The sequence below is a fragment of the Streptomyces sp. NPDC028368 genome (assembly GCF_055565615.1).
On the sequence record NZ_JBVHTY010000024.1, the window covers coordinates 53,978 to 80,076 of the forward strand.

A 26,099-nucleotide genomic window follows, 5' to 3' on the forward strand; every position below is an offset into this window, starting at 1 on the left:
CCCAGCCCTCGTATACCTGCTAGACATATTTCTATTCGAAATACATAGTCGATGACCCGGCCGGCACATCTGGCCGGCACGCCTGCCTGAGCTCTCCAGGAGGAAGTTCCGTGAAGTTCTCGATGATCTTCGAGGCGCAGCTCGCCAACCCGACCCCCGAACGGGAACACCAGGTCATCCGCGATTGCGTCCAACAGGCCGTCTACGCCGAGGAGATGGGCTTCGACCGCATCTGGGCGGTGGAGCACCACGCACTGACCCGGTACGCGCATATGAGCGCCTCCGAGATCTTCCTCACCTGGGTCGCGGCGCGGACCTCCCGCGTCCGGATCGGTCACGGAGTGGTGACCATGCCGTTCGGCTACCAGCACCCCGTCCGGGTCGCCGAGCGCGCCGCCATGCTGGACGTGCTCTCCGGCGGACGCGTCGACATCGGCGCGGGGCGCGGCGCCACCAAGCAGGAGATGTCCATGTACGGGGTCGAGCCCGCGGACACCTACCCGCAGATGGAAGAGGCGCTGCGGATCGTCGCCAACGCCTGGCGCGAGGAGCGGTTCGAGTGGCACGGGTCCATCGACATCGGCCCCGGCGCCATCCTGCCCCGCCCCGTACAAGGCCCGCACCCGCCGCTGTTCATGGCCTGCAGCAAGCACGACACCCTCGAGCTCGCCGCCGAACTGGGCATCGGCGCGCTGGTCATGGGCTTCGCCGGGGCCGATGACGTACGCGAGATGCGCAAGGTCTACGACGAGGCGATCGCCACCCGCAGCGGCGACCGGCTGGTCTCCAGCGAGGTCAACAACCACTTCTCCGCGCTGTGCCCGACCATCGTGCTGGACGACGCGGATGCCGCGTACCGGATCGGCACCCGCGGCCAGCGGTTCTTCGCCGAGTCCATCGCCCACTGGTACGGCAACGGCCCCGCGCCGACCGGCTACGACGACGACCTCGAGGCGGCGGACCATGTGGCGGCGATGGAGCAGGGCCGTGAGCGGCTGGTCGCCAAGCTGCACGAGGCCAATATCCCGGCGCGCCCCAACGACACCGGCGCCTACAACGCCCAGCACGCCTACGGCACCGCGCGGGACGCGATCGCCTATGTCGAGCGGCTCCGCGAGATCGGCGTGGACGAGGTGATGTGCCTGATCCAGATGGGCACCGTGCCGCAACAGGCCTGTATGGAGACCATCCGGCAGTGGGGCGAGACGGTCATCCCGCACTTCCGGGCCCTCGAGGAGCGCGCATGAGCACCGACGGACAGCGACTGGACGGCAAGGTGGCCGTGATCACCGGGGCCGGGCGGGGCCAGGGCGCGGTCGAGGCGCGGCTGTTCGCCGCGGCGGGCGCGCGGGTGGTGATCACCGATGTCCGCGAGGAGGAGGGCCGGGCGGTCGCCGCCGGCCTGGGTGCGGCCGCCGTCTTCGTCCGGCACGATGTGACCGATGCCGCCGGCTGGCAGGCCGTCACCGACACCGCCGTCGCCTCCTTCGGCCGCCTCGACATCCTCGTCAACAACGCGGCCCTGTGGCGTACCGCGCCCGTCGACACCGAGACCCAGGAGAACTTCGAGCTGCTGTTCCGGGTGAATCTGCTCGGCTCGTTCCTCGGGATCAAGACCGTCGTTCCGGAGCTGCGCAAGGCGGGCGGCGGCTCGATCGTGAACATCTCGTCGACGGCCGGGCTCAAGGGCCTGGCCCGGCACGCGGCTTACGGGGCAAGCAAGTTCGGGCTGCGCGGCCTGACCAGGTCCGCCGCCATCGATCTGGCCGGCGACCGGATCCGGGTCAACTCCGTCCACCCGGGAATGATCGACACCCCGATGGTGGCGGACGTGCTGGGACCGGAGCGCCGCGAACAGGAGTACCCGCGGGTGCCGTTGCGCCGGATCGGGCGGCCGGACGAGGTGGCGGAGCTGGTCCGCTTCCTGGCCTCGGATGCGTCCGCGTACATCACCGGCGCCGAGTTCGCCGTGGACGGAGGCTTGACCACCTGATGGCATGGCACGGCATGGCGTTGCGTGGCTGTGCCGCGGAATACCGGGCAGGGTACTTGGGCCCACGTCAGGACGGTGGCGGCGACCAGACATAGGGCGTGGTGGTGGTCACGGCGTGGAAGCCCAGCCGGCGCAGGATCGGGGCGCTGTCGTCGGAGGCGTCCACTTGCAGGAACCGGACGCCGCGGGCGGCGGCACGTTCGGCGCGGGCGGCGACCAGCGCGCGGTAGATCCCCCGGCCTCGCCATGCGGGCAGTGTCGAGCCGCCCCACAGGCCGGCGAATTCGGTTCCCGCACGAAAGACCAGCCAGGCCGCGGAGACCACCTCGCCGCCGGCTTCGGCGGCCAGCACGGCGATCTCGTCCGGGGCGGCCGAGACGCGCGCGATCAGGTCATCACCGAGCCAGCTCTGGTCCTGTTGCCAGACTGCCGACTCCATGGCGGCTATGCGGTGCATATCCGTATCCGCGGTGACCTGACGGATGACGACGCCGTCCGGCAGGGCCGGCGGTGCGGCCATCTCCGTGGCGAGGCCGATGAGGACCGTCTCCTGCTCCTCGGGGACGAAGCCCGCGGCGCACAGGCGGTCGGTGATATCGGCGGGCCGGTCATGCCCGCGGGTCTTCCACTCCACCGCCTCGCCGCGGGCGGCGAAGTACTCACGCTGCCGGGCGATCAGCCGGTCGAGTTCGGCGCCGCGTACCCCGGCATCACGCGGGGCACTCACCAAGCCGCGGAACTCGCCGACGATCCGCAGCAGCGGGCCGTCCCGCTCATAGCGGACTCCGGTGGGAGGACTGGGCGGTGCTCCCCGCATCTGCTCGTCGTAGGCCGCGAGCAAGCCGTCGATGTCTGTCACGGACCAGACAGTACGAGGTCGTCGCCACTGCTTTTCCGGGCCAGATGGGCGGCGGCCGACTCGGCCAGCGTGCGGACCGCCGGGTGCCAGGGGCGGGCCGGTGGTCCGGTCAGTACGAGGCGGCGCGAGGTCCGGGGCTCCAGCGGGAGCAGGACCAGGTCAGCGGGGATCAGCGAGCGGGAGACCTCGGACAGGACGGTCACGCCGATGCCGGCCTGCACCATGCTGATCAGGGTCGCCAGGTCCCGTACCCGGTGAGTGGGTGTGAAGCGCAGCCCGGCCAGGCCGTGGATCGTACGGATGCGGGCCTCGCAGCCGTTGGGCGAGATCAGGAACTGGTCGTCCTCCAGGTCGCGGATGTCGACGAACGGCTCGCCCGCCAGGGGATGGTCCCGGGGCAGCAAGGCCCGGTAGCCGTCCATGGCGAGCTGGATGCCGGGGCCGGACCGGGGACACCTCCCAGCGGTGGCTGCGGGAGGGTCGATCAGTACGGCGGCATCGGCCGTCCCGTCCTCCAGCCAGGCCGAAACTTCGGCGCTGTCACCCTCGAAGACCCGGACCGTGATCCGCGGCCGCTCCTCGTGCCAGTGCCGGAGCAGGCCGGGGACCAGCCCCTGGCAGACCGTTGGTGTGGCGGCCAGCCGTACGGTCCCGGTCAGGGTCTCCAGGGCATCGGCCGCGATCTGCTCCACGGACCGGGCCGCCGACAACGCGATGCGCGCGTGCGGCAGGACCCGCTCGCCGAGTGCCGTGGTCCGGGCCGGAGTGGTGCGCACGAGCAGCGGGGCGGCCAGCTCACGTTCGAGGGAGGCGACGGCGTGTGACACCGCCGATTGGCTCATGCCCAGCTCGGCGGCGGCCGCGCTGAAGCCGCCCGCATCGACGACGGCGAGGAATGCCCGCAGTTGGGGAAGGTTCACGGTCATGCGGCGGCCTCATAGAGCTATGACATATATGCGTTGGATCTATGGTGCCAGGTTGGCGACGCTTGCTCCATGCCGCCGAATCCGGCGGACACCCACCACGCGCCTGCCGAGGAGAGCCATGCCGTACTTCCGCGTCACCGTCCCCGACCCCGACCTCCCCGCCGACGTCCAGCGTGCCCTTGCCGAGGGCCTGACCCGGCTGGCGGTCTCGGTCCTGCGCAAGTCCAGCGCGCGCACCATCGTCCACCTCAACCTCGTTCCGGCCGGCAGCTATTACGTCGGCGGCACGCCCCTGACCAGCGGCCGGGACGCGCACGTGGAGGCCAGCCTCACCATGGGCACGAACAGTGCCGCGGAGAAGGCCGCCTTCATCGCCAGGGCCGGTGAGCTGCTGTCGGACGTCCTCGGCCCGCTTCCCCGGTCCGGCGTCGCGCTGCACGAACTGCACCCCGAGAGCTACGGCTACAACGGTGTGACCCAGTTCGACTTCTACCGCCGGGCCGGGGAAGCGGGCCGGGAAACGGTCTCCTCAGCGGGCGGTCTCCCGTAGGGCCTTGGCGACGATCGCCTCCAGGCGGGCATGGTGCGCGCCGCGCCAGTAGATCCGGTCACATGACGTGCACCGGGCGAAGACGTCGTACGTGCGCTGGGTGCCCTGGTGGAGCTGTTCCTGCACCGCGTCCTTGTCGGCGTCGGTCAGCCGGCCGTTGCAGGCGGTGCAGCGGGTCCAGGGGGCGAGAGCGGGGGCGAAGCGCCGTAGGACGTCCTGGAGTTGGTCCTCGGGGCGGTCGCTGTAGATGTAGGCGCCCGCCCAGATTTCCCGGCGCCGGAGCAGCCCGCGGTCGCGGGAGAGCATGACCCGTTGTTCCTTCGCCGAGAGCGTGGCGAGTGCGGCGTCACCGGGGTCCTCGTTGGTGTACGCCGCATCCACGCCGAGCAGCCGCAGCCGTCGCGCCAGGGTGCCGAGGTGGACGTCGAGCAGGAACCGCAGGGGCGCGCCGGGGACCTGCTGGGGGCGTTCGACGGCGCGTACCTCGACGTTTTCGTCCGCCTGCGGGATGTGGGAGACGGGGGTCTCGCGGCCGTCCACGAGGAGCCGGCCGACCTCGGTGAGCGGGACGCCCAGGGACTCGATGACGTGGCCCAGTGTCGATGCCCCGTCGGTTACGACCCGGGTATGGGCCGGGGTGCGGCCCGCCGCGAGGAAGAGGTGCAGCTCAGGCGGGAATTTCACATGGATCTCGGGTCCGTTCACGCCGCCAGCATGCCATCGGGTGCGCCCGGACAGCCAAGGGGTTCCCGGTCCGGGTCGCGTCCGGATCCCGCGCGATCGGCTTGATTTGATCAAGACACGCAACATCTTGTTCATCACCATCTTGTTCATCGAAATGCTGAAGCACGTCCCTGAGGGGGCATCAGATCCGGGAAGGGAGTTGCGCCATGGGCAGGGCCACCGCGGTGAACGGCGTGCTGGAGGTACCCGTCATCGATATCGCCGCCTGGCAGACCGGCGGCGAGGCCGACCGCGCGGCCATCGCGGCGCGGGCCGACGATGCGGCACGTACGGTCGGGTTCCTGCAGATCCGCGGGCACGGCATCCCCGAGTCCGCGGTGAACGCCTTCGCGGACGGCCTGGACGCCTTCTTCGGGCTGCCGCTCGAGGAGAAGAAGGCGCTGCGTGCGCCGTCCCCGGACATCAACCGCGGCTATACCCCGCCGCGTACCGAGAAGCTCAGCCTGAGCCTGGGCGTGCCGGCGGCCGCCGAGGATCTCTTCGAGGCGTTCAATGTCGGTGCCGAGGCCGTGTCCTACCCGGGGCTGGACCTTCCGGAGGCCCATTACCCGGCCAACATCTGGCCGTCCCTGCCGGGGTTCCGCGTGGCGGTGGAGGAATGGTGTACCCGGGCGGGCGGTCTCGCCGAGCGGCTGACGGACATCTTCGCCCGCGCGCTGGGGCTGGAGGAGGGCTACTTCGTCCCGTTCACCGATCACTCCCTCGACGTGCTGCGGATGAACCATTACCTCCTCCCGGAAGAGGAGACGGTGATCGACCGGGATCAGATGGGGATGGGCGCGCACACCGACTACGGCATCGTGACGGTGCTGTGGGCGGACCGCGTCCCCGGGCTGCAGATCCTCGACAGCGACGGCACCTGGCACGATGTGCTGCCGGAGCCGGGCTGTCTGCTGGTCAACCTCGGTGATCTGCTGGCCCGTTGGACCAATGACCGCTGGCTGTCGACGATGCACCGGGTCCTGCCGCCGGCCGATGAGCGGGGGCGGGTGGTGCGGCGCCGCTCCGCCGCGTATTTCCACGACGGGAACTGGGACGCGGAGATCAGCTGTCTGCCCGGCTGCGTCCCGGCGGGCAGCGAGCCGCTCTACCCGCCGACGACGGTGGGCCGGCACCTCGCCGACAAGCTGGCGGGATCGCGGGCGGGCCGGCTCAACGAGCACTCGCCCCGTGAGGCCGCCCGGCTCCGCGCCGCCAGGGACGACTGACGTCGCACCGCACCCGCACCTGGCCGCGTTCGTACTGAACCTGCTCTTCCACCACGGCCGGCGGCGGGTCAGGGAACGGGCGGACCGAGCGAGGGCGCCCCCTGCTCCCCCACCACTTCCCCCACCAGCGGCTGTTCCGTCCAGATGACCTTGCCGTCGCCGGTGTAACGGGTGCCCCAGCGTTCGGCCAGCTGGGCGATGAGGAAGAGGCCGCGGCCGCCCTCGTCGGTGGTGGCGGCCTGTTTGAGGTGCGGCGAGGTGCTGCTGTGGTCGGAGACCTCGCAGATCAGGGAGCGGTCGCGGATGAGGCGTACGTGGATGGGGCCGGAGGCGTAGCGGATGGCGTTGGTGACGAGTTCGCTGAGGATGAGTTCGGCGGTGAAGGCCTCGTCGGCCAGATCCCATTCGACGAGCTTGCGGACGGCGTCGGAGCGTACCCGGGCGACCGCGGAGGGGTCGGCCGGTACGTCCCAGTCGGCGACGTGGGCGGCGTCCAGTACGCGGGTGCGGGCGACGAGCAGGGCGATGTCGTCGCTGGGGCGGTCGGGCAGCAGCTCGTGGAGGGCGGCCTCACAGGTCTCTTCCGGGGTCCGGGCGGGGTGGCCGCCCAGGGTCCGGGCCAGCAGGGCCATACCGGCGTCGATGTCGCGTTCGCGGTCCTCGACCAGGCCGTCGGTGTAGAGCACCAGACGGCTGTCCTCGGGAAGCCGCAGTTCCCAGTTCTCGAAGGGCATACCTCCCAGGCCGAGCGGCGGCCCGCCGGGTACCTCGACGAATTCGGCGGTGCCGTCCGGGCGCAGCAGCAGGGGCTGGCAGTGTCCGGCGCGGGCGATGGTGCAGCGGCCGGAGGCCGGGTCGTAGATGGCGTAGAGGCAGGTGGCGCCGGTGACCGCGGCGGAGCCGTCGATGTCGGCGCCCTCGTTCTGGTCGATCCGGGTGACCAGCTCGTCCAGGTGCCACAGAAGTTCGTCGGGGGGCAGGTCGAGGTTGGCGAAGTTGTGGACGGCGGTACGCAGCCGGCCCATGGTGGCGGCGGCGTGCAGGCCATGGCCGACGACGTCGCCGACGACGAGGGCCACGCGGGCGCCGGGCAGCGGGATGATGTCGAACCAGTCGCCGCCGACCCCGCCGACACCGCCGAGGCCGGCCTGCGCGGGGAGGTAGCGGTAGGCGGCTTCGACGGCGTTCTGTTCGGGCAGGCCGCGCGGCAGCAGGCTGCGTTGCAGGGTCACCGCCATGGCGTGTTCGCGGGTGTAGCGGCGGGCGTTGTCGACGCTGACCGCGGCGCGGGCGACGAGTTCCTCGGCGAGGGAGAGGTCCTCCTCGTCGAAGGGCTTGGGCTCTTGTGCGCGCCAGAACATGGCGACGCCCAGGATGACGCCGCGGGCGCGCAGCGGGACGGCGATCATCGAGTGGATGCCGTAGTCGATGAGCCGGCGGGCCCGCTCGGGGTTCTGCCGCTGCCAGCCGGACAGGGCGGTCAGGTCCGCTTCGAGTACCGGCTCGCCGTTGCCCAGGCCGGCGCCCAGTGAGGTGTCCGGGTTGAAGCGGATCACCTTGCCGACCGGGTAGAGCGCGGTGTCCTCGGCGCCCTCGCCGCTGACCGCGGTACGCCGCATCTCCGGGCCCGAGCCGGAGGGGGTCGGCTCCTCGCCGCGCAGCACCGCCCCGGCGAGGTCCACGGTGACGATGTCGGCGAACCGGGCGGCGGCGAATTCGGCCAGTTCCTCGCAGGTGCGGACCACGTCGAGGGTGGTACCGATCTCGCTGCCGGCCTCGTAGAGGAGTTTCAGGCGGCCGCGCGCCACGTCGGCCCGGCCGGAGAGCGCCTGGAGCTCGGTGGTGTCGCGCAGCGTCGTCACGCTGCCGGGCGGTCCGCCGGCCTGGTCGGTGGAGCGCTGGTTGACGGCGAGCAGGCGGTCGCCGACCGGGTGCACCTCATCGGTGACGCTCCGGCCGGAGGCCAGCAGCGCCGCGGTCTCAGGGTCCAGCCCGAGGTCGGCGACCTGTCGTCCTTCCACGTCGGCGGGGAGGTCGAGCAGCCGGCGCGCCTCGTCGTTGGCGAGCAGCACCCGGCCGCTGCCGCTGACGATGATGACGCCCTCGCGTACGGCGTGCAGTACCGCGTCGTGATGCTCGTACATCCGGGTCATCTCGGCCGGGCCGAGGCCGTGGGTCTGGCGGCGCACGCGTCTGCTGACCAGTGCCGTACCGCCGGTGGTCAGGAGCAGGACGCCCGCGGCGGAGCCGAAGAGGAGCGGGAACTGGTCGTCGACGACGCCGCTGACCTTGCTGATGGTGATGCCGGCGGAGACCAGGCCGACGACTTTGCCGCTGCGGTTGGTGACCGGGACGACGGCTTGGATGAGGGGCCCTATGGTGCCGGTGATCTTCTCGGTGACGATGCCGCCGGCCAGGGCGGGCGACAGGTTGCCGACGAACTTCTTGCCTATGCGGTCGCGCAGGGGGTGGGTGTAGCGGATGCCCTGGGTGTTCATGATGACGATGAAGTCGACGCCGGAGCCCTTCCGGGCCGCTTCGGCCCGGGGTTGCAGCACCACGGTGGGATCGGGGCTCTTGAGTGCCTGCTCGATGCCGGGGGCGTTGGCGACGGACTCGGCCACGGCGACCGACCGGTTGCGGGCCTCGCGTTCGGAGTCGGTTCTGGACTGCAGCACGAGTGCCGCTATGGCTGCGGCGACGAGCAGTACCACGATCGCCACCTGCAGGAGAAAGACCTGGCCTGCGACAGTTCGCATTCTGTGAACCGAACGCGGGCGGCCGTAGCGTCCGGCCATGTCCTCTTTCTACACCTCCCGCATACGGTGGGCGAGCCGCGCACTGCGGAGCGCAGCCGCTCAGGCCGCACCGCGACGGCCGAGTTCACGGGCATCCCGGAGTTGGTCCGATGATCCCGCGCTCCTGGCTGGGGCACCAGAGGGCCAGTAAACCAGCGGGTATGTTTCACGGCTATGCGGTTGCGGAGTTCTTTGTTCGTAAGTGTGTATTGCCGCGGTCGGGCTCCGGTGTCGGCGTTGCGGTCGGCGAATGCCGGGGCGGCACTCGCGGGACGGCGGGCGTTATGTCCGATAGGGCCATGGAATTGGGGCTCATACGGCATTCGCTCCGGTCACGCTCCGCCACGGATGGGGAACGCAATTGCGGCGGTTCTTTACGCGGCATGTAACTCTTGCCACAGGTTTGACCGCCGGAATTCCGGATTTCGACCGGTCGGGTGAGTGCGGCTCGTGCGTAATGTGCCTGGTCAGCCCGGATCGCCGGAAGATCGGGAACGACGGAAGGGCGGTCGGGGCGGCCCCAGCGCGGCCCGGCGGGCCGGCAATTGCGTATGAGACGTTCGTGGGCATGCATGTTGCTCAGGAGATCCGTGCCGAGGCGGTTGCGCTCATCGACCACCACGCGCTCGGTCTGTGGAAGCCCGATGGCGCAGACCGGCAAGCCGCCGTGGCGTTGTTCCGCTTCCTCGAGACGGGCCTGCCGCTCACCGGCGAGCAGATCCGTTCCGTCCTTGTGCACGCGGAGCCGTCCGAGGGTGGCAGCGAGCGCCTGCTCGGCCTGCTGCGGGACACCGCCGGCCTGCTCGACGAAACGACAGCGGCCGACGGCCCCGCCGGGCGGGACGCCGTCGACCACGTGTGTCTGCTGCTGGACGCTCTTGCCCTTGCCCGGCCCGCCGGATAGCAGCGGGCGGGCCGGGGACGTCCGGTAGACCCTTCTAGGCGCTCACCGACGGGACCACGTCCTGCTCGGTGGGCGCCTGCACGTTGGGCGCCTGCTCGTCCTCGGGGACGGAGATCACCCAGTGCGTCTCCTGCCGCGGGCGGAGGTAGACGGCCCAGTACACGGCGGCCGCCGCGACGATGAGTCCCGTGATGAGCAGGCTCTTGGTGCTCTGCTGGCACAGCACCCAGGCCAGGACGAGGACGAGCAGCGCCGGAATCGCCGGCCAGAGCGGCATCCGCCAGGCCAGGCGGTGCTTGTGGTCCCCGCGGCGGGAGACCAGGGCGCCCAGCGCGACGAAGACGTACATGGCGGCGACGGCCACGCCGGTGACCTCGCTGAGGGTGTCGAGGTTGACGAAGCACAGCGCCGCACCGGGGACGCCGACCGCGAGGGTGGCCGCCCAGGGGGAGCCGAAGCGCTTGCCGACGTGCGAGAAGAGGCGGTTGACCGGGGTGGGCCAGGCGGCGTCGCGCGCCGAGGAGAACACCACGCGGGAGTTCTGGATCACCATCACGATGGCGGCGTTGATGATCGCCAGGGCGATGCAGAGGCTGACGAAGGTGCCGACGCCGGAGTTGCTCCAGGACTTCACCATGCCGGCGATGTCACCGGCGCCCAGGGTCGCGAGGTCGGGGGCGCCCAGGGTGATGGCGACGACCGGGATCAGGACGACCGCGGCGCCGATGGCGAGGGTCCACAGCACGGTGCGCGAGACATTGCGGCGCGGGTTCTCCATCTCTTCCGCGAGGTACACGGCGGTCGAGAAGCCCTGCAGGATGAAGAGCGCGGTGGCCAGTCCGGCGATGATCAGGCCCCCGGTGACCGCGGTGCTGTGACCGTGTCCGGCGTCCATGACCGGGTGGACGAGCACCGAGGCCGAGCGGTGGGTGTGGGTGAAGCCGAGGAAGGCGACGACGGCGCAGGCCACGACCTCGAGAACCAGGAAGATGCCGGTGATCCAGGCGTTGGCGCGCAGGTCCAGCAGGCCCATGACGGTGGCCAGCAGCATGACGCCGGCCGCGGTGTACTGCGGATCCAGATGCACGATCGGGGCCAGATAGTCGGCGGTGCCCAACGCGATGATGGGCGGCACGATCATGACCACGATCAGCGAGAGTATGAAAACCAGCCAACCCGCGAGCCGCCCCATCAGGGTGCCGACCATGGCGTACTCGCCGCCGGAGCTCGGGATGAGCGTGCCGAGCTCGGAGTAGGTGAAGGCGACGCCGATACACAGCAGCGCCGCGACAGCGATGGTCAGAGCGGTGCCCGTGCCCAGCGTGGCGAACGAGTCCGGCACGATCACGAAGAGCGAGGACGCCGGGGTCAGGCAGGACAGGGTGAGCAGCGTGCCGCCCACGACGCCGATGGAGCGGGTGAGCTTGGGGGCTCCCTCTTCCGTCGTACGGATTTCCCGGTCGGGGGTTACGGAGGCAACGGGCGAGTTGGGCATATCGGTTATCCGTGTCCCATCGGTGCTGTCGGCAGGAAGGGGGGCGCTCTTCGATGGAGAGGGCCGCAAAGCGGGGGAAACCAGGAAGACTGCAAGTGCCGCTTCGGTGACCGAATAAAACCCCCGCCGGCTACTCCCGTCAAGGTTTTGTTAAGCCTGCCGGACAACGAAATCCGTTGTCTGTGAGACGCAACGATCGCTAATCGATGTTGTGAGGGCGCAATCCATGCGGATTTCGTGGCCTGGGCCACAGTGCGGATTCTTCCGTCCGGCACGCCGGATCCCTTGGCGGAACGAGGGATCCGGCGCCTTGCGACCCGTCAGAGGTCCCGCGCATGGGCCCTGGCGATGAGCAGCGCGACATCGTCGTGGTCGTGCCCGTGGCGCAGCTCTCCCAGCAGCCGGTCGCACAGCTCCTCCAGCGGCCGCTCGGGCTCCGCGAGCAGCTCGAGGAGGGTGTCCAGCCGGGTGTCGATGGCGTCCTCGCGGGTTTCGATGAGCCCGTCGGTGTAGAGGACGAGCTGGTCACCGTCGGCCATCGGCACGGTGGTCTGCTCGAAGGTGACGCCGCCGACGCCGAGCGGGGCGCCGGTGGGCAGATCCAGCAGTTCCGGCGGCTGGCCGACGCGTACGAGGACCGGGGGAAGATGCCCCGCGACGGCGATGCTGCACTGCTTGCGCTGGGGGTCGTAGACGGCGTACAGGCAGGTGGCGAAGGCGGGGTCGAGGCCCGCGGCGATGTGGTCGAGATGCCGCAGCACCTCGGCGGGGTCGAGGTCGAGGTCGGCCAGCGCGCGGGTGGTGGTGCGCAGCTGGCCCATGGTGGCGGCGGCGTTGATCCCGCTGCCCATGACGTCCCCGACCACGAGCGCGGTCTTGTCGCCGGCCACCGGGATGGCGTCGAACCAGTCGCCGCCGACCTCGCTGGCCGCCTGCGCGGGCTGGTAGCGGTAGGCGATCTCCATGCCGGCGGGCTGCCGCGGCCGGTGGTTCATCAGGTGGCGCTGGAGGGTGAGGGCGGTGCGGCGTTCGCTCTGGTACGACCGGGCGTTGTCGATACAGACCGCGGCGCGGGCGGCCAGTTCGACGGCGAGCACGGCGTCGTCCTCGTCGAACGGCAGCTGATTGCGTACGCGGTAGAGCGACAGGGCGCCCAGCACCTCGCCGCGGGCGATCAGCGGCACCGCGAGATACGAGTGCAGCCCGGCCTCCCTCAGCAGTTCGGCGCCCTGCGGGTCGGCGGCTATGCGCGGCAGGTCCTTCTCGCCGACCTGGGCGACCAGGACGGGGCGGGCGTCGGTGACACACCGGGTGATCAGCCGGTCGGCGTCGTACGAGGCGATCTGGCCGGTGGGATCCGCGGCACGGACGGCGTCGGTGGGGTAGGCGGCGGCCACCGCGAGGGCCCGGAAGCGGGCCGGGGCGCCCGGTGCGAGCGAGGCCGGGCGGCGGCTGTTCAGGACGGTGTCGAGGACGTCCACCGCGGCCAGGTCGGCCAGCTCGGGCACGATGACATCGGCCAGCTCGTGGGCGGTCTGGTCGACGTCGAGGGTGGTGCCCACACTGGCGGAGGCGTCGGCGATGACGGCGAGGCGGCGGCGGGCGCGGGCGGCTTCGGCGGCGGCCCGGTGCTGTTCGGTGACGTCCACGACGGAGGTCGCCACACCGAGGACCCGGCCGTTGGGGTCCTCCAGCCGGTAGTACGACACCGACCAGGCCTGCTCGGTGCCCGCGTCGGCGCCGGTCCGGCCGACGGTGAACTGATCGAGCAGCGGTTTGCCGCTGGCGAGGACCTCGCGCATGCGGGCCGCGATGACGCTCGTGTCCAGGAACGTCAGCGTTTCGTGGACGTCACGGCCGATATGCGCTTCGGCGGGAAGGTGATTGATCCGCTCCAGCGCCGGGTTGACCATGACGAACCGCAGGTCGGTGTCCAGCACGGCCAGCCCGATGGGCGACTGCGCCACCAGCCGTACGGACAGCGCCAGATCCCGCTCGACCCGCCGCAGAACGTGCTGGTCGGTGGCGATGCCCAGGGCGTAGGACTCGCCGCGCTCGTCCTGCAGCCGCATATTGCGGAATTCGACCAGTCGGGTGCCGCCGTCCTTGTGCCGGACGGGGAAGACCCCGGCCCAGCTCTCGCCGTGCGTCATCACCTGGGAGAAGAGGGAGAGGGCGAGATCGAAGTGTTCCGGCGCTACCAGCAGCTGCGCGGCGAGCCGACCGAGCGCCTCATCGGCGGTCCAGCCGAACAGGTCCTCGGCCTGCGGGCTCCACAGCGTGATCCGGCCTTCCCCGTCCAGCATCACCGCGGCCACGCCCAGGACATCGAGCAGGCCGCCGGGCCGGGACGCGCCTGCCCCCGTCGGGGCCGCACCCTCGGGGAACGCGTCGGTCGCACCCATCAAGGCACTCCTTCCGCCGGTCTCCGGGGACCGACAGCCGTGGTGCTCTCCGCGCCCGGCCGTCATACGCCGTGCGTCCGCTGCCCTCCATCATCTCTCCAGACGGGACAGCCCCGCAGGGAGAGCGAGATCTTCAAGAGAACGGTGTCCTGTGGGGAGCCAGCATTATGCGCCGTAGTAGTACGACCGGGCGACCTTGCTGACGATTTTCCTGGCCGTGGCGGATAACAGCCGTGCCGGGCCGTCCGACTTGGTGATGTTGATCTCCAGCGACTACCCTGGGTTTAGTTGCCTCTAGCAACTAACTTTCTCGTACCCGCACCGCCGGAGTCAGGACCGCACTCCGGCCTCAGGAGAAGCCCGACATGCCGATGGATGACCAGAACTTCCGCACCTACGTGGAGGAGAACCTCGATGTCCTTAGCACCCACCCGGACCACGAAGCCCTGATTCATCAAGGCCGTCGCGTCACTGCGGGGGAATTCCGTGACCTGGTCCACCGTATGGCAAGGGCGCTGCTCGCCCAGGGGATCGACCGCGGACAGACCGTCACCCTGCTGAGCGGCAACCTGCCGGAGACCGTCGCCGCCCGTTACGCGGCCAACCTGGTCGGCGCCCGCGTCAACCACCTCTACAACAAGCTCTCCGCCGACGCCCAGGCCGACATCGTCCGCGATGTCGAGACCCAGGCGCTGATCGTCGACCCCCGCTACGCCGAACGGGCCGCCGAGGTAATGGAGTTGGCCCCGGTGCCGGCCGTCCTCGCACTCGGCCCGGCGAAGGCGGGCGCCGATCTGCTGGAGCTGGCGGCGCAGCAGAGCGCCGAGCCGCTCGCCACCCGTGCCCGGCCCGACGACGTCTGCACCATCCGCCACACCGGCGGCACCACCGGTCACCCCAAGGGCATCTGCACCACCTTCGAGCAGGCCCACTGGTTCCGCGGGGTGCTGCCCGAGGAGCCGGGGTTCGAGCGCCGCCAGCTGGTGTGCACCACCCTCGCGCACGCCGCCGGCTATCTGGCCGACAGCGTGCTGCACGCGGGCGGCACCGTGGTGCTGCTCGACGACTTCGACCCGGCGGCCGCGCTCGCCGCGATCGAACGCGAGCGGATCACCGACATGTTCCTCCTGCCGCCGCTGCTCTACCAGCTGATGGACCACCCGGACGCGCGGCACACCGACACCTCCAGCCTGCGCATGCTGACGTACGGCGGCTGCCAGGCGTCCCCGGCCCGAATAGCCGACGCGGTACGGCGGTTCGGCCCGGTGCTGTTTCAGGGGTACGGCCAGAACGAGGCCGGCGGCATCGCCGTCCTCACCCGGGAGGACCACGACCTCGAGCGCCCGGACCGGCTGCGCTCCGCCGGAAAGGTGCTGCCCGACGTCGAGGTGGCGGTCCGGGACGAGTCCGGCCGCGATCTGCCGAACGGTGAACACGGCGAGGTCTGCGTCCGCTCCGCCATGATCATGCAGGGCTACTGGAAGCAGCCCGAGCTGACCGCCGAGGTGCTGCGGGACGGCTGGCTGCACACCGGGGACATCGGATTCCTCGACGACGAGGGGTACTTGACCATCGTCGACCGGATCAAGGACATGATCGTCGTGGTCGGCGGCCATGTGTACACCACCGAGCTCGAGGACCTGCTGAACTCGCACCCGCAGGTCCTGCAGAGCGCCGTCTTCGGTGTCCGCGACGCGGACCGGATGGAGCGGGTGTACGCCGTGGTGGTGCCCGTACCCGGCAGTGACGTCGACGGACAGCAGCTGCGGGCGATGGTCTGCGCGGAGCGCGGCACGATGTACGAGCCGGCCCAGGTCAGCTTTACCGACGCGCTGCCGCTGACCGACGCCGGCAAGCCGGACAAGAAGGAGCTGCGCCGCCTGGCCGAGCGGGAGCTCTCGGTCGCCGGCTGAGGCCGCCCCTACAGGGCGTCCCAGGACTCGGGTCCGCCGCCCCGCCAGTCGATCAGGTCGGTCTCCTCGACCTCGACGTCGTCCAGGCCGACATGCCGCAGGAACTTCACCAGGTCCTCGATCCGGTGGGCGACCCCCAGCCTGCGGTCGCCGGCCGTCACCCGCCGCGCCCCGTCCGGGCCCGGCGGGTGCACGGTCACCTGCGGTGTATTCGCTTCCATGACACCAGGGTGCGGGCGGGAACGGCGGCGCGCAGGCCGGACGGCACCCGTACGGCGCCGTCACAGGCGGATGATGACCAGCGCCGTGTCGTCGGTGGTCCCGCCCGGTGGCAGCAGGTCCGCCAGCAAGGCGTCCGCGAGGGGTTCGACGGCGGCGCCCTGGTGGTGGATGAGGGCATCGGCCAGCCGGGTCAGGCCCACGTCGATGTCCTCGCGGCGGCGTTCGATCAGGCCGTCGGTGTACAGGACAAGCACGGTGCCGTCGGTGAAGGGGCTCCGCGCCTCGGGCCGGGCGACGTGTTCCGGGCGCGCTCCCAGGGGCGGGTCGGTTGCCCGGTCGAGGAACTCCACGGTGCCGTCGGGGTGCAGCAGGGCGGGCGGCGGGTGGCCGGCGCTGCTGTAACTGAGGGTGTGGGTGGTCCAGTCGATGACGACCTGCACCACGGTGGTGGATTCGGCGCCGTCGACCGAGCGGGCGTACAGGCCGAGCACCTCCAGCGCCTTGGCGGGCCCGTCGGCGACCAGGACGGCGGCGCTCAGCGCGCTGCGCAGCTGGCCCATGACACAGGCCGCCTCGAGACCGTTGCCGACGACGTCGCCGACGGCCACCGCCATCCGGTCCCCCGGCAGGTCCTCCAGTTCATACCAGTCGCCGCATACGTTGAACGTCCCGACGGCGGGCTGATAGCGCACCGCCGCCCGGTGATGCCCCACAGGCCGCGGGGCGGGCAGCATCGCCTCCTGAAGCGTCAGGACCACCTGCCGTTCCCTGGCGTGGGCCTGGCGCAGCCGGTCGTTGATCTCCTGGAGTTCCCGGGCACGGCTGTAGAGCTGGGCCTCCATCCGCTCCCGCTCCTCGCCGAGCTCCACCCGGCGAGCCCGGATCAGTTCGGTGACCTCCTCGACCCGGTGCACCAGCAGCTTCACCTCCCCGTCGGGGCCGATCACGGGCGCGTTGACGGTGCTCCAGTACCGCTCCTCGTACACCCCCGGCCGGCCGGGCACCTCCACGTCGTAGCGGTGGACCGGCATGGCGTCGGGAGCGCGGGTGGCCACCGCGCGCCGCAGCGACGCCTCCAGGCCGCGGGCGCCGGACGCGTCGGGATCGTTGGGGTTGTCGAGGAAGACATCGAAGAGATAGCGGCCGATCTGATGGGCCCGCACACGCCCCGAGAGCCGCAGATGGGCCTCGTTGACGTCGAGGATCACCAGCTCCGGGGTGAGCAGCAGCGCCCCGCCCGGCAGGGCCTGGAAGACGGCCGCGTAGTCGATCTCGGCGGACACGGAGCGGCTCACACATCCGGGGGCGGCGCCTGGGCCACCCGGGTGCCCGGGTGCGCGGGCGCGCAGTCGAAGACCGCGGGCACTGCGGCGAGCGCCGCCGGCGGGCGCCTTCGCCGCGCCGCTCGCGCCCGCGCCTCCCGGCGCGCGTCCTGCGTTTGCGTGTCGTACTCCACGGGCGGAATTTTCCCTCCCGATCGGAGCCCGCGCATGTCGGGGACTACGGTCGACGCGCCTGAGCGGTCGTCGGGTACCGCGCCGGCCAGGCTGAGCGGGGCGCCCCACGTCACGGCGAGCGCCGGACCGCCTCCGCCGCTCACGCGCCGGGCCGGTCGCCCGGCGGAAGGCCTGGCCCTCAGCGCTTACGGGCCCGGCTCGGCTGCACCCGGGCCGGCTCCCCCGGCATCTTGGGGTGGTCGGGCGGGTACGGCATATCGCCCACCCCTTCGTCCGTCTCCTGACGGTCCGCCAGTTCCAGGACCGACTCCAGGCCGAAGGCGTGCTCGGCCATGTCCGCGTGGATGTCGCCGAGTTCGGCGAAGCGCGGCGGAACGGTCCGCAGATCGAAGTCCTCGGGCGCGGCGTCGGCGAGCTCCTCCCAGCGCAGCGGGGTGGAGACGGTCGCCCGCGGCCGGGCGCGCAGCGAGTAGGCCGAGGCGATGGTGCGGTCCCTGGCCATCTGGTTGTAGTCGACGAAGACCTTCGCGCCGCGCTCCTCCTTCCACCAGGCGGCGGTCACCTGGTCCGGCCGGCGGCGTTCGAGGGCCCGTGCCACGGCGATGGCGGCCCGTCTGACCTCGGTGAACGTCCAGTTGGGGCGGATGGGGACGTAGACGTGCACGCCCCGGCCGCCGGATGTTTTGGGCCAGCCGCGCAGCCCGTGTTCCGCCAGCAGTTCCCGCAGGTCGTAGGCGACGCGGACGGCATCGGTGAAATCCGTGCCGGGCTGCGGGTCGAGGTCGATCCGCAGCTCGTCGGGATGCTCGGTGTCGGCGCGGCGTACCGGCCAGGGGTGGAAGGTCAGACAGCCGAGGTTGGCCGCCCAGACGACGGCGGCGGGTTCGGTCGGGCACATCTCGTCGGCGAACCGGCCGCTGGGGAAGGCGATACGGGCGGTGGGCAGCCACTCCGGCAGTCCCTTGGGGGCCCGCTTCTGGTAGAAGAACTCGCCCTCGACGCCGTCGGGAAAGCGCTGCATGGTGGTGGGCCGGTCGCGCAGCCCGCGCAGCACACCGTCCGCGACCGCGAGGTAGTACTGCGCGACGTCCAGCTTGGTGAAGCCACGCTCGGGGTAATACGTCTTGTCCGGGTGCGACACACGCACCGTGCGCCCCGCGACGTCCAGCTCCACAGCTCCTGCGGCCATGCCTCAACGCTAAGTTCCGGGCGGCGCCGCCGCGCGCCGGAGCGCCCGGCCCCGGCGCGCGGAACGGACGCCCGGCCGTCAGGATCGGGACATGGACCTGCCTGTCATGCCCCCGGTCTCCCCCATGCTCGCCAAGCTTGTGACCGACATTCCCGCAGGCATGCAGTACGAGGCCAAATGGGACGGATTCCGCGTCATCGTCTTCCGGGACGGCGACGAGGTCGAGATCGCCAGCCGTACGACGAAGCCGCTCACCCGCTACTTCCCCGAGGTGGTCACGGCGGTGCGGGACGAACTGCCGCCGCGCTGTGTCGTCGACGGCGAGATCGTCATCGCGCACGACGGGCGGCTGCACTTCGAGGAGCTGCTGGAGCGCATCCATCCGGCGGACTCCCGGGTCCGCACCCTCGCCGGGCGGACGCCCGCCTCCCTCGTCGCCTTCGACCTGCTGGCCCTGGGCCCCGATTCCCTGCTGGACGAGCCGCAGGCGGAGCGGCGGGAAGCGCTGGTGGAGGCGCTGCGGACGGCCCGGCCTCCCGTGTACACCGCGCCGGCGACCACCGATCAGGAGCTGGCGCGCACCTGGTTCACCCGGTTCGAGGGGGCGGGCCTGGACGGGGTGGTCGCCAAGCCGCTGCATCTGCCGTACCGGCCGGGCGATCGCGCCATGTTCAAGATCAAGCATGCCCGCACCGCCGACTGCGTCGTCGCGGGCTACCGGCTGCACAAGAGCGGGCCGGTCGTCGGGTCCCTGCTGCTGGGCCTGCACGACGACGCCGGACAGCTGCAGCACGTCGGGGTGTGCGCCTCGTTCCCCATGGCCAAGCGGCGCAAGCTCATCGAGGAACTCGAGCCGCTGCGGATGGACGATGTCGCGGAGCACCCCTGGGGGGACTGGACCGACGAGGCGGCGCACGCGACGCGGCGGATGCCCGGGGGGCCGAGCCGGTGGAGCGGGGGCAAGGACCTGTCGTGGGTGCCGGTGCGCCCGGAGTGGGTGTGCGAGGTTGCCTACGACCATATGGAGGGCAGCCGGTTCCGGCACACGGCCCAGTTCCGCACCTGGCGCCCGGACCGTACGCCGGAGAGCTGCACGTATGCGCAGCTGGAGGAGCCGGTCGGCTATGACCTGGGGGATGTGCTGAGCGGATGAGGACGCGGACGAGGGCCGGTCACCGTTGTTCGCCGCCCGGCGGCCAGCGGCGCCTGCGTTCACCGGGCGCGAGCCGGTCCACCACTTCGGCCAGCTCCGAGCAGGCGTGCTCGATCTTCCGCCGGACGCCGATCTGCTCGGTGATGACCGCCGAGAGCAGCAGGGCGGTGAGCGCCATGGACGCGTTGAGGGCCTGCAGGTTGACCATCGCCTCCAGGAGGCTCTGGCCCTCGAACGGTCCGATGCGCCGGGTCGCCGCCTGGATCGCCACCACGGACACCAGCAGCACGCACGGTGTGGCGCCCACCAGCTGGAAACTCAGTGCCGCCCACACGATCAGCGGAAAGACCAGGAACAGCAGGGACAGCGGGCTTTTGACGGCGATGGCCGAGACGATGACCGAGCCGGTCAGCAGGGCCGCCGCCTCGAACCAGCGGTAGGCGGGGATGTCCCACGGCCGGCGGATCGTGCGGCAGGCGAGCACGAGCGGGGTGACGATGAGGATGCCCATCGCGTCCCCGACCCACCAGGCGGCCCAGGTCCGCCAGAAGTCACCGGTCGGCAGGGAGCCGGTGAGCACCTGGGTTCCGCTGCCCAGGGTCGCGCTGATCAGCATCCCGGCGAAGGCGCCGAAAACCACCAGGGCCACTCCGTCGCGCAGCCGGTCCAGCTCGGGACGGAAGCCCACCCGGCGGAGCATCAGGCAGGCGCACAGCGGGGCGAGGGTGTTGCCCGCCATGATGCCGAGGACCGAGATGTTGAGTGGGCTGATCGTCCAGACGATGAGGAGGGTGCCGGCGGCGACGGCCGGCCAGGTCCACAGGCCCAGGAGGAGGAAGCCGCTCAGGGCGATGCCGGTGGGCGGCCACAGGGGCGTGACCACCGCACCCGCGACCACCACTTGCTCCAGCAGCCCGATCCGGGCGGCTCCGTAGTAGACGGCGGTGAGGGCGGCGATCGTCGCGGCTGCGGTAGCGAGCCGCCGGAACTCCTCGGTGCGCACCACACCAGCCATCAGACAACGCCGGTGTCCCGGCGTCGGCCGCGACACGCGCTCCCGGGGGCGCGCTTCACCCGGCCCTGTGCGCCGCCCCGTCAAAGGTCAGCACGATCACCGCGGCGTCGTCGGTGTGCCCGGTGCACTCGGCGATGTTCATCACCTCGGCGGCCACTTCGGCCGGTTCGTGTCCGGCGCCGGCGGCGACCAGCCGGGTCACCTTCGCCAGCCCCGCCTCGATCGCGAACGACGGCCCCTCGACAACGCCGTCGGTGAGCAGCACGAACGTGCCCGCCGTCGTGAGCCGGCGACGGGTGACCGGATAGGTCTCGCCCGGGTCGATGCCCAGCGGCAGCCCTCCGGGGTCCTCGGCGACGCCGCAGCCGCCGTCGACGGTGGCCCAGATGCCGGGTACATGGCCCGCGCGGGCGCTGGAGATGACCCAGGTGGCCGGGTCGAACCGGAGGAAGGTGCAGGTGGCGAAGAGGCCGCAGTCCACCGAGAGCAGCAGGTCGTTGGCCCGGCTGAGTACCTCGCCCGGGTCGGCGGCGTGCGGGGCGACGGCGCGCAGGCCGATCCGGATCTGTCCCATGAAGGCGGCCGCCTCGACGTCGTGGCCCTGCACATCGCCGATGCAGAACGCCAGGGACCCGTCGGGCAGCGGGAAGCCGTCGTACCAGTCGCCGCCGATGTCCAGGCCGTGGCGGGCGGGCGCATAGGTCGCCGCGGCCCGCAGCCCCGGCACCTCCGGCAGGAAGGCGGGAAGCATCTCGCGCTGCAGCGCCTCGGCCAGCTCCACCCGGGCCTGCTGGAGCTCGGCCCCTTCCCGCGCCTGGGCGGTCAGCCGCCCGAGCGTGGTCAGCAGGTCGTCGGCGCTCGCCGACCGCGGGGGACGACGCCGAAGCATGGCACGCTCCAGGGTGCATCGGTGCAGGAACCACTACGAGGGTGCGATCCGCGCGGCTTGTCCGTTCCCCCCGCCTGACCTGGCGCGATCCGCAACTCCCGGGTTCATCATATTTCCGCGGGTCGGCTTCCGCGCGGCCGGTGCCGGGGGCCGGCCGCTCAGGCCGCGGCTGTGCGGGACGCCGTCAGATGGCCGACGCCGGACCGTACCGCCCAGTAGAAGACCGCCAGCGCGACGGCCGCCACGGTGAACGAGTCGTACGGTGCGGGAAGCCGGCCGGAGCCCTCGAAGGTGCCCAGCCAGGAGAGCACGGTCAGCACGGCGAGGTAGACCACCAGCCAGGCACCGGTGCGCAGTTCCGTGCGGAGCGGGCGGGCGGGACCGGCGTGCTCTCCCGGGCGGCGCATGACCAGGAAGATCAGCAGCCCGCCCAGGACCAGGGGCAGCGCCAGCCGCAGATCGTCCCAGCCCGACCAGTACACGAACTCGGTCGCCACCACGAAGCTGATCGGCGCGATGTAGCGCAGCCCCGGTACCCAGCCGGCCGTGCCGCCGCCCGGTTCGGCGCGGAACACCGCGACCGCGACCGCCGAGGCCGCGTAGATCAGCAGATACATATCGCCCATCACGCTGACGATGTCCTGCCAGCCGCCGAACGGCAGCAGAAAGACCAGGATCACCACGAGGTTGACCACCAGCGCCCGGCGCGGGATGCCGAACCGCTCGTTCACCTTCATGAAGTAGCGCGGGATGGTGCCGTTCTTGGCGAGCGCGTAGGTGTGCCGGGCGTCGATCGCCACGCCCACGTAGGCCGAGCCGCCCGGGGAGAGCACCGCGTCCGCGTAGAGCAGGCTGGACAGCCAGTGCAGATTGAGGATCAGGGCGAGCTGGCCGAACGGCGAGTCGAAGGAGATGCCCTGCCAGCCGCCGCCGAGCAGGTTCTCGGGGACGGAGAAGAGGAATGCCACCTGCAGGGCGAGGTACATCAGGACGGCCAGGCCGATGCCGGTGAGGACCGCGCCCGGAATCGTCCGGCGGGGGTTACGGGTCTCACCGGAGAAGTCCAGCGGTGCCTGGAAGCCGTTGACGGAGTAGACGATGCCGCCGCCGGCCAGCGCGGTCAGGCAGGCCACATAGCCGTAGGGGGCGAATCCGCCGTGGTCCGTGAGCCGTCCGGAGTGCCAGCCGGAGGCGATCAGCGCGATGACGGTGACGACCGGGACCACAATCTTGAACACCGAGATCAGATTGTTGAGTTGGGCGAACATCCGCACCGCGAACCAGTTCAGCGCCGTCAGCAGCACGCTGAGCCCGGCGGCCAGCGCCAGACCGGAGACGGTGAGGGTGTGGCCGTTGTAGAGGGCCGGCAGGTAGTGGGCGAGGTACTGCATGATCGCGCTGATCTCGGCCGCGGTGCCGCCGACCGACAGCAGCACCGACCAGCCGACGAGGGTGCCGACCAGGCGTCCGCTGGCGTAGAGCGGCCAGCGGACGGTGCCGCCGCCTTCCGGCCGCGAGGCGCCGAGCTCGATCATGACCAGGGCAACGAGCGTGCACAGCACCCCCGCGCCGACCCAGGACAGCAGCGACGCCGGGCCCGCCGTCTGCGCCGCGTACATGGCGGCGAACAGCCAGCCGGATCCGACGATGTTGGAGAAACCGATCCCGGTCAGTCCCCAGAAGCCCAGTTCGCGGCGCAACCGGCGTTCCTGCGCCTGCACTTCCGGCGCGCCCGCCGTATCGCCCCCACCTGACACCTGACGCTCCGTCACGAAAAACGGCCTCCTTGGATCCCTGTCCTGGCTGGTGGGAGCCTACGTGACGAGGGCGGATGCGGATTCCGCCGCTCCGGCGCGGATATTTCCCGGCGGGCACAAAAAATACCCCGCGCCGAATTGACGGCCGGGGTATTTCTCTGCGTATATTGGGAGCTTCATGTCTTGATGAAAAACAAGACACATAACCACCCATCAATTGCACTGTATCCGAGCGGGGATGAATTGTCAAACGTGTCGAACGAGGAATTGCGGAGCGAGCAGGAATTCCTTGATCTGCTCTACCGACGCCTCGCCGAAATGCGGGCCGGAGCCCAGAGCGCGGTGCAGGCGGCCCTGCCGCTGGAGGCGAACACCTTCCAGGCGCGGCTGGAGCGCGATGTGCTGGTGACCGAGCAGTCCGGCCTGCTGGCCGCCTTCGATGCCGGGGAGAACGGCCTGTGCTTCGGGCGGCTGGCATTCCGTGACGGCCGCGATCACCACATCGGCCGGATCGGTATCCGGCGCGATGACGCGGACCGTACTCCGCTGGTCATCGACTGGCGCGCCGAAGTCGCCCGCCCGTTTTATCTCGCCACGGGGCACACCCCGATGGGATTGCGCCGCAGACGCCACCTCACCACCGAAAGGCGGCGGGTCACCGCCCTGCACGATGAAATCCTGGACCTCTCCGACGCGGTGCGCACCGGTTATGAGGGCACCGACGGGGACACCGTGCTGCTGGCCGCGCTGGACGCGGCACGCACCGGCCGGATGCATGACATCGTGCAGACCATTCAGGCCGACCAGGACCGGATCATCCGCGCCCCGCACCGCGGCATCCTCGTCGTGGAGGGCGGCCCCGGCACCGGCAAGACCGTCGTCGCGCTGCACCGCGCCGCGTATCTGCTGTACGCGCACCGCGAGCAGCTGGCCCGCCGTGCCGTGCTGATCGTCGGGCCCAACCCGGCGTTCCTCAGCTATATCGGCGAGGTGCTGCCCTCGCTCGGTGAGACGGGTGTCCTGCTCGCCACGCCCGGCGAACTCTTCCCCGGCGTACGGGCGACCGGGGCCGACACCGCCAGGGCCGCCGAGGTCAAGGGCGGTACGGCGATGGCGGACGCGCTGGCGCGCTTCGTGGCGGACCGGCAGACCCTGCCCGAGACGGCGAGGGTCATCGAGCACGACGACGGTGAGCTGGTGCTGGACGCGGAGTTGGCGGACGGGGCCCGGCGCCGGGCGCGCGAGGCGCTGCTGCCGCACAACCTCGCCCGCCCCCACTTCGCGTTCGCTGTCATCGACGCCCTCACCGCGCAGCTGGCCGACCGGCTGGGCGCGGACCCGTACGGCGATGGGGGTCCCCCCTGTTCGAGCGGAGCCGAGAACTTGGGGGACAGCCTGCTCGGGCCGGACGACATCGCCCAGCTGGGGAAAGCGATCGCCGCCAGCCCCGAAGTGCACGGTGCCATCGAGGAGTTGTGGCCGACCCTCACCCCGCAGCAGCTGGTCGCCGACTTCCTGGCCGAGCCGGTGCACCTTCCCGAGGCCGATGCGGCGGCGATCCGCCGCGCGGACGGGGAGTGGACGCCGGCGGATGTGCCGCTTCTGGACGAGGCCGCCGAGCTGCTCGGCGAGGACGACACGGCGGCGCGGGTCGCCGAGGAGGCCGAGCGCCAGGAGCGCATCGCCTACGCACAGGGCGTGCTCGACCTCTCCTACGGCTCCCGCACCCAGGAGTTCGAGGACCGGGACGACGAGGACTCGGAGGTGCTGGCCGTGCACGACCTGCTCGACGCGGAGCGGCTCGCGGACCGGCACGAGGAGGCCGACCACCGCAGCGCCGCCGAACGCGCCGCAGCCGACCGCACCTGGGCGTTCGGCCACATCATCGTCGACGAGGCGCAGGAGCTGTCCGCGATGGCCTGGCGGCTGCTGATGCGCCGCTGCCCGACCCGCTCGATGACCCTGGTCGGTGACCCGGCACAGACCGCGGAGCCGGGCGGCTGCGGCTCGTGGGAGACGATCCTTGCGCCGTACGCCGACGGCCGCTGGCAGCACGTCCGGCTCGGCGTCAACTACCGCACGCCGACCGAGATCATGGAGATCGCGGCCGAGGTGCCCCGGGCCACGGACCCCTCCTTCGAACCGCCGCGCTCGATCCGCTCCACGGGGCTGCGGCCCTGGGCACGGCGCGCCGACGACCTGGCCGGAGCCGTCGCCGAGGCCGTGGCACGGGAGACCCGCGAAGTGGGCCGCCTCGCGGTGATCGCCCCGCGGTCCCGCCACGAGGCGCTGTCCGCCGCCCTCCCGGCCGCCTCCGTCGGCTCCGCGCCGGACCTGGCCGCCCCGGTGGTGCTGATCGACCCGCGCCAGGCCAAGGGCCTGGAATTCGACACGGTGATCGTGGCGGCGCCGGAGGAGTTCGGCACCAGCGATCTGTACGTCGCGCTCACGCGGGCCACGCAACGGCTGGGCGTGGTCCATACGGGGGCGCTGCCGGCGGGGCTGGAGGCGATGCCCGGGGCTTAGGGCCTGTCCCGGGCCCGTCCCGCAACGCCGCGCGCCAGATCGGCAGTGCGCCGGGCGTCGCGCTGTTCGGCATCCTGGACACCTCTCCCGGCCGGA

General features: G+C 71.2%; 21 protein-coding genes. 8 read left to right on the top strand and 13 right to left on the bottom strand.

Going from position 1 to position 26,099, the window contains the following annotated elements; translation table 11 throughout:
• The first annotated feature begins 110 nt into the window (after nucleotides 1-110).
• On the top strand, nucleotides 111-1,247 hold the full coding sequence (locus ACZ4S3_RS36860; protein WP_467942764.1) for an LLM class flavin-dependent oxidoreductase: 1,137 nt from the start codon (nucleotides 111-113) through the stop codon (nucleotides 1,245-1,247).
• Complete coding sequence (locus ACZ4S3_RS36865) at nucleotides 1,244-1,993, top strand: glucose 1-dehydrogenase (RefSeq protein WP_467942766.1); 750 nt, start codon at nucleotides 1,244-1,246, stop codon at nucleotides 1,991-1,993. The genes ACZ4S3_RS36860 and ACZ4S3_RS36865 overlap by 4 nt, the downstream gene beginning before the upstream one ends.
• A 67-nt stretch (nucleotides 1,994-2,060) precedes the next feature.
• Here ACZ4S3_RS36865 and ACZ4S3_RS36870 read toward each other — a convergent pair whose 3' ends face one another.
• On the bottom strand, nucleotides 2,061-2,852 hold the full coding sequence (locus tag ACZ4S3_RS36870; protein WP_467942768.1) for a GNAT family N-acetyltransferase: 792 nt from the start codon (nucleotides 2,850-2,852) through the stop codon (nucleotides 2,061-2,063).
• Entirely contained in the window at nucleotides 2,849-3,778 is a 930-nt protein-coding gene (locus ACZ4S3_RS36875; RefSeq protein WP_467942770.1) for a LysR family transcriptional regulator, read from the bottom strand. The genes ACZ4S3_RS36870 and ACZ4S3_RS36875 overlap by 4 nt, the downstream gene beginning before the upstream one ends.
• Before the next feature lie 118 nt (nucleotides 3,779-3,896).
• Between ACZ4S3_RS36875 and ACZ4S3_RS36880 the strand changes: the two genes are divergently transcribed.
• Nucleotides 3,897-4,328, top strand: coding sequence for a tautomerase family protein (locus tag ACZ4S3_RS36880; protein WP_467942772.1), 432 nt, complete (start codon nucleotides 3,897-3,899; stop codon nucleotides 4,326-4,328).
• Here ACZ4S3_RS36880 and ACZ4S3_RS36885 read toward each other — a convergent pair.
• Nucleotides 4,308-5,033, bottom strand: a complete 726-nt coding sequence (locus ACZ4S3_RS36885; RefSeq protein WP_467942774.1) for a Mut7-C RNAse domain-containing protein — start codon at nucleotides 5,031-5,033, stop codon at nucleotides 4,308-4,310. The two genes, ACZ4S3_RS36880 and ACZ4S3_RS36885, sit on opposite strands and share 21 nt — an antisense overlap.
• A gap of 185 nt (nucleotides 5,034-5,218) precedes the next feature.
• On the opposite strand from ACZ4S3_RS36885, the gene ACZ4S3_RS36890 reads away from it, so the two are divergent.
• The gene (locus ACZ4S3_RS36890; protein ID WP_467942776.1) at nucleotides 5,219-6,280 is read left to right on the top strand and encodes an isopenicillin N synthase family dioxygenase; all 1,062 of its coding nucleotides are present in this window, start codon (nucleotides 5,219-5,221) and stop codon (nucleotides 6,278-6,280) included.
• 68 nt (nucleotides 6,281-6,348) lie between these two features.
• Here the strand turns inward: ACZ4S3_RS36890 and ACZ4S3_RS36895 are convergent, their stop codons facing one another.
• Nucleotides 6,349-9,078 (bottom strand): SpoIIE family protein phosphatase, encoded by a 2,730-nt coding sequence (locus tag ACZ4S3_RS36895; RefSeq protein WP_467942778.1) that lies wholly within the window; start codon nucleotides 9,076-9,078, stop codon nucleotides 6,349-6,351.
• Between the two features lie 568 nt (nucleotides 9,079-9,646).
• Between ACZ4S3_RS36895 and ACZ4S3_RS36900 the strand changes: the two genes are divergently transcribed.
• A complete protein-coding gene (locus tag ACZ4S3_RS36900) occupies nucleotides 9,647-9,982 on the top strand; it encodes a hypothetical protein (RefSeq protein WP_467942780.1) in 336 nt (111 codons plus the stop codon).
• A 34-nt stretch (nucleotides 9,983-10,016) separates the two neighbouring features.
• Here ACZ4S3_RS36900 and ACZ4S3_RS36905 read toward each other — a convergent pair whose 3' ends face one another.
• Together ACZ4S3_RS36905 and ACZ4S3_RS36910 are read right to left on the bottom strand one after the other, a co-directional pair.
• Nucleotides 10,017-11,477, bottom strand: coding sequence for an APC family permease (locus ACZ4S3_RS36905; protein ID WP_467942782.1), 1,461 nt, complete (start codon nucleotides 11,475-11,477; stop codon nucleotides 10,017-10,019).
• Nucleotides 11,478-11,797: 320 nt separating this feature from the next.
• Nucleotides 11,798-13,882, bottom strand: coding sequence for a SpoIIE family protein phosphatase (locus tag ACZ4S3_RS36910; protein ID WP_467942783.1), 2,085 nt, complete (start codon nucleotides 13,880-13,882; stop codon nucleotides 11,798-11,800).
• Nucleotides 13,883-14,247: 365 nt separating this feature from the next.
• Here ACZ4S3_RS36910 and ACZ4S3_RS36915 point away from each other — a divergent pair, with 365 nt between their 5' ends.
• Nucleotides 14,248-15,795: an AMP-binding protein gene (locus tag ACZ4S3_RS36915; protein ID WP_467942785.1), complete on the top strand. Its 1,548-nt coding sequence runs from the start codon at nucleotides 14,248-14,250 to the stop codon at nucleotides 15,793-15,795.
• Between the two features lie 8 nt (nucleotides 15,796-15,803).
• On the opposite strand, the gene ACZ4S3_RS36920 is transcribed toward ACZ4S3_RS36915, so the two are convergent.
• The 4 genes from ACZ4S3_RS36920 to ligD all read right to left on the bottom strand — a co-directional run bounded on the left by ACZ4S3_RS36920 (nucleotide 15,804) and on the right by ligD (nucleotide 18,663).
• On the bottom strand, nucleotides 15,804-16,016 hold the full coding sequence (locus ACZ4S3_RS36920) for a hypothetical protein (RefSeq protein WP_467942787.1): 213 nt from the start codon (nucleotides 16,014-16,016) through the stop codon (nucleotides 15,804-15,806).
• Nucleotides 16,017-16,076: 60 nt separating this feature from the next.
• Nucleotides 16,077-17,300, bottom strand: a complete 1,224-nt coding sequence (locus tag ACZ4S3_RS36925; protein WP_467942789.1) for a PP2C family protein-serine/threonine phosphatase — start codon at nucleotides 17,298-17,300, stop codon at nucleotides 16,077-16,079.
• Nucleotides 17,301-17,308: 8 nt separating this feature from the next.
• Entirely contained in the window at nucleotides 17,309-17,473 is a 165-nt protein-coding gene (locus ACZ4S3_RS36930; protein WP_467942790.1) for a hypothetical protein, read from the bottom strand.
• Nucleotides 17,474-17,652: 179 nt separating this feature from the next.
• On the bottom strand, nucleotides 17,653-18,663 hold the full coding sequence (gene ligD, locus ACZ4S3_RS36935) for a non-homologous end-joining DNA ligase (protein WP_467942791.1): 1,011 nt from the start codon (nucleotides 18,661-18,663) through the stop codon (nucleotides 17,653-17,655).
• A gap of 91 nt (nucleotides 18,664-18,754) precedes the next feature.
• Here ligD and ACZ4S3_RS36940 point away from each other — a divergent pair, with 91 nt between their 5' ends.
• Nucleotides 18,755-19,816 (top strand): ATP-dependent DNA ligase, encoded by a 1,062-nt coding sequence (locus ACZ4S3_RS36940; protein ID WP_467942792.1) that lies wholly within the window; start codon nucleotides 18,755-18,757, stop codon nucleotides 19,814-19,816.
• A 19-nt stretch (nucleotides 19,817-19,835) separates the two neighbouring features.
• On the opposite strand, the gene ACZ4S3_RS36945 is transcribed toward ACZ4S3_RS36940, so the two are convergent.
• The 3 genes from ACZ4S3_RS36945 to ACZ4S3_RS36955 all read right to left on the bottom strand — a co-directional run bounded on the left by ACZ4S3_RS36945 (nucleotide 19,836) and on the right by ACZ4S3_RS36955 (nucleotide 23,492).
• Nucleotides 19,836-20,822 carry an MASE1 domain-containing protein gene (locus ACZ4S3_RS36945; protein ID WP_467942794.1) on the bottom strand — a complete coding sequence of 329 codons (987 nt, stop codon included), beginning with the start codon at nucleotides 20,820-20,822 and terminating at the stop codon, nucleotides 19,836-19,838.
• Between the two features lie 64 nt (nucleotides 20,823-20,886).
• The gene (locus ACZ4S3_RS36950) at nucleotides 20,887-21,720 is read right to left on the bottom strand and encodes a PP2C family protein-serine/threonine phosphatase (protein ID WP_467942795.1); all 834 of its coding nucleotides are present in this window, start codon (nucleotides 21,718-21,720) and stop codon (nucleotides 20,887-20,889) included.
• Nucleotides 21,721-21,878: 158 nt separating this feature from the next.
• Entirely contained in the window at nucleotides 21,879-23,492 is a 1,614-nt protein-coding gene (locus tag ACZ4S3_RS36955) for an APC family permease (RefSeq protein WP_467942796.1), read from the bottom strand.
• Nucleotides 23,493-23,744: 252 nt separating this feature from the next.
• On the opposite strand from ACZ4S3_RS36955, the gene ACZ4S3_RS36960 reads away from it, so the two are divergent.
• The gene (locus ACZ4S3_RS36960; protein ID WP_467942855.1) at nucleotides 23,745-26,003 is read left to right on the top strand and encodes a HelD family protein; all 2,259 of its coding nucleotides are present in this window, start codon (nucleotides 23,745-23,747) and stop codon (nucleotides 26,001-26,003) included.
• Nucleotides 26,004-26,099 lie beyond the last annotated feature (96 nt).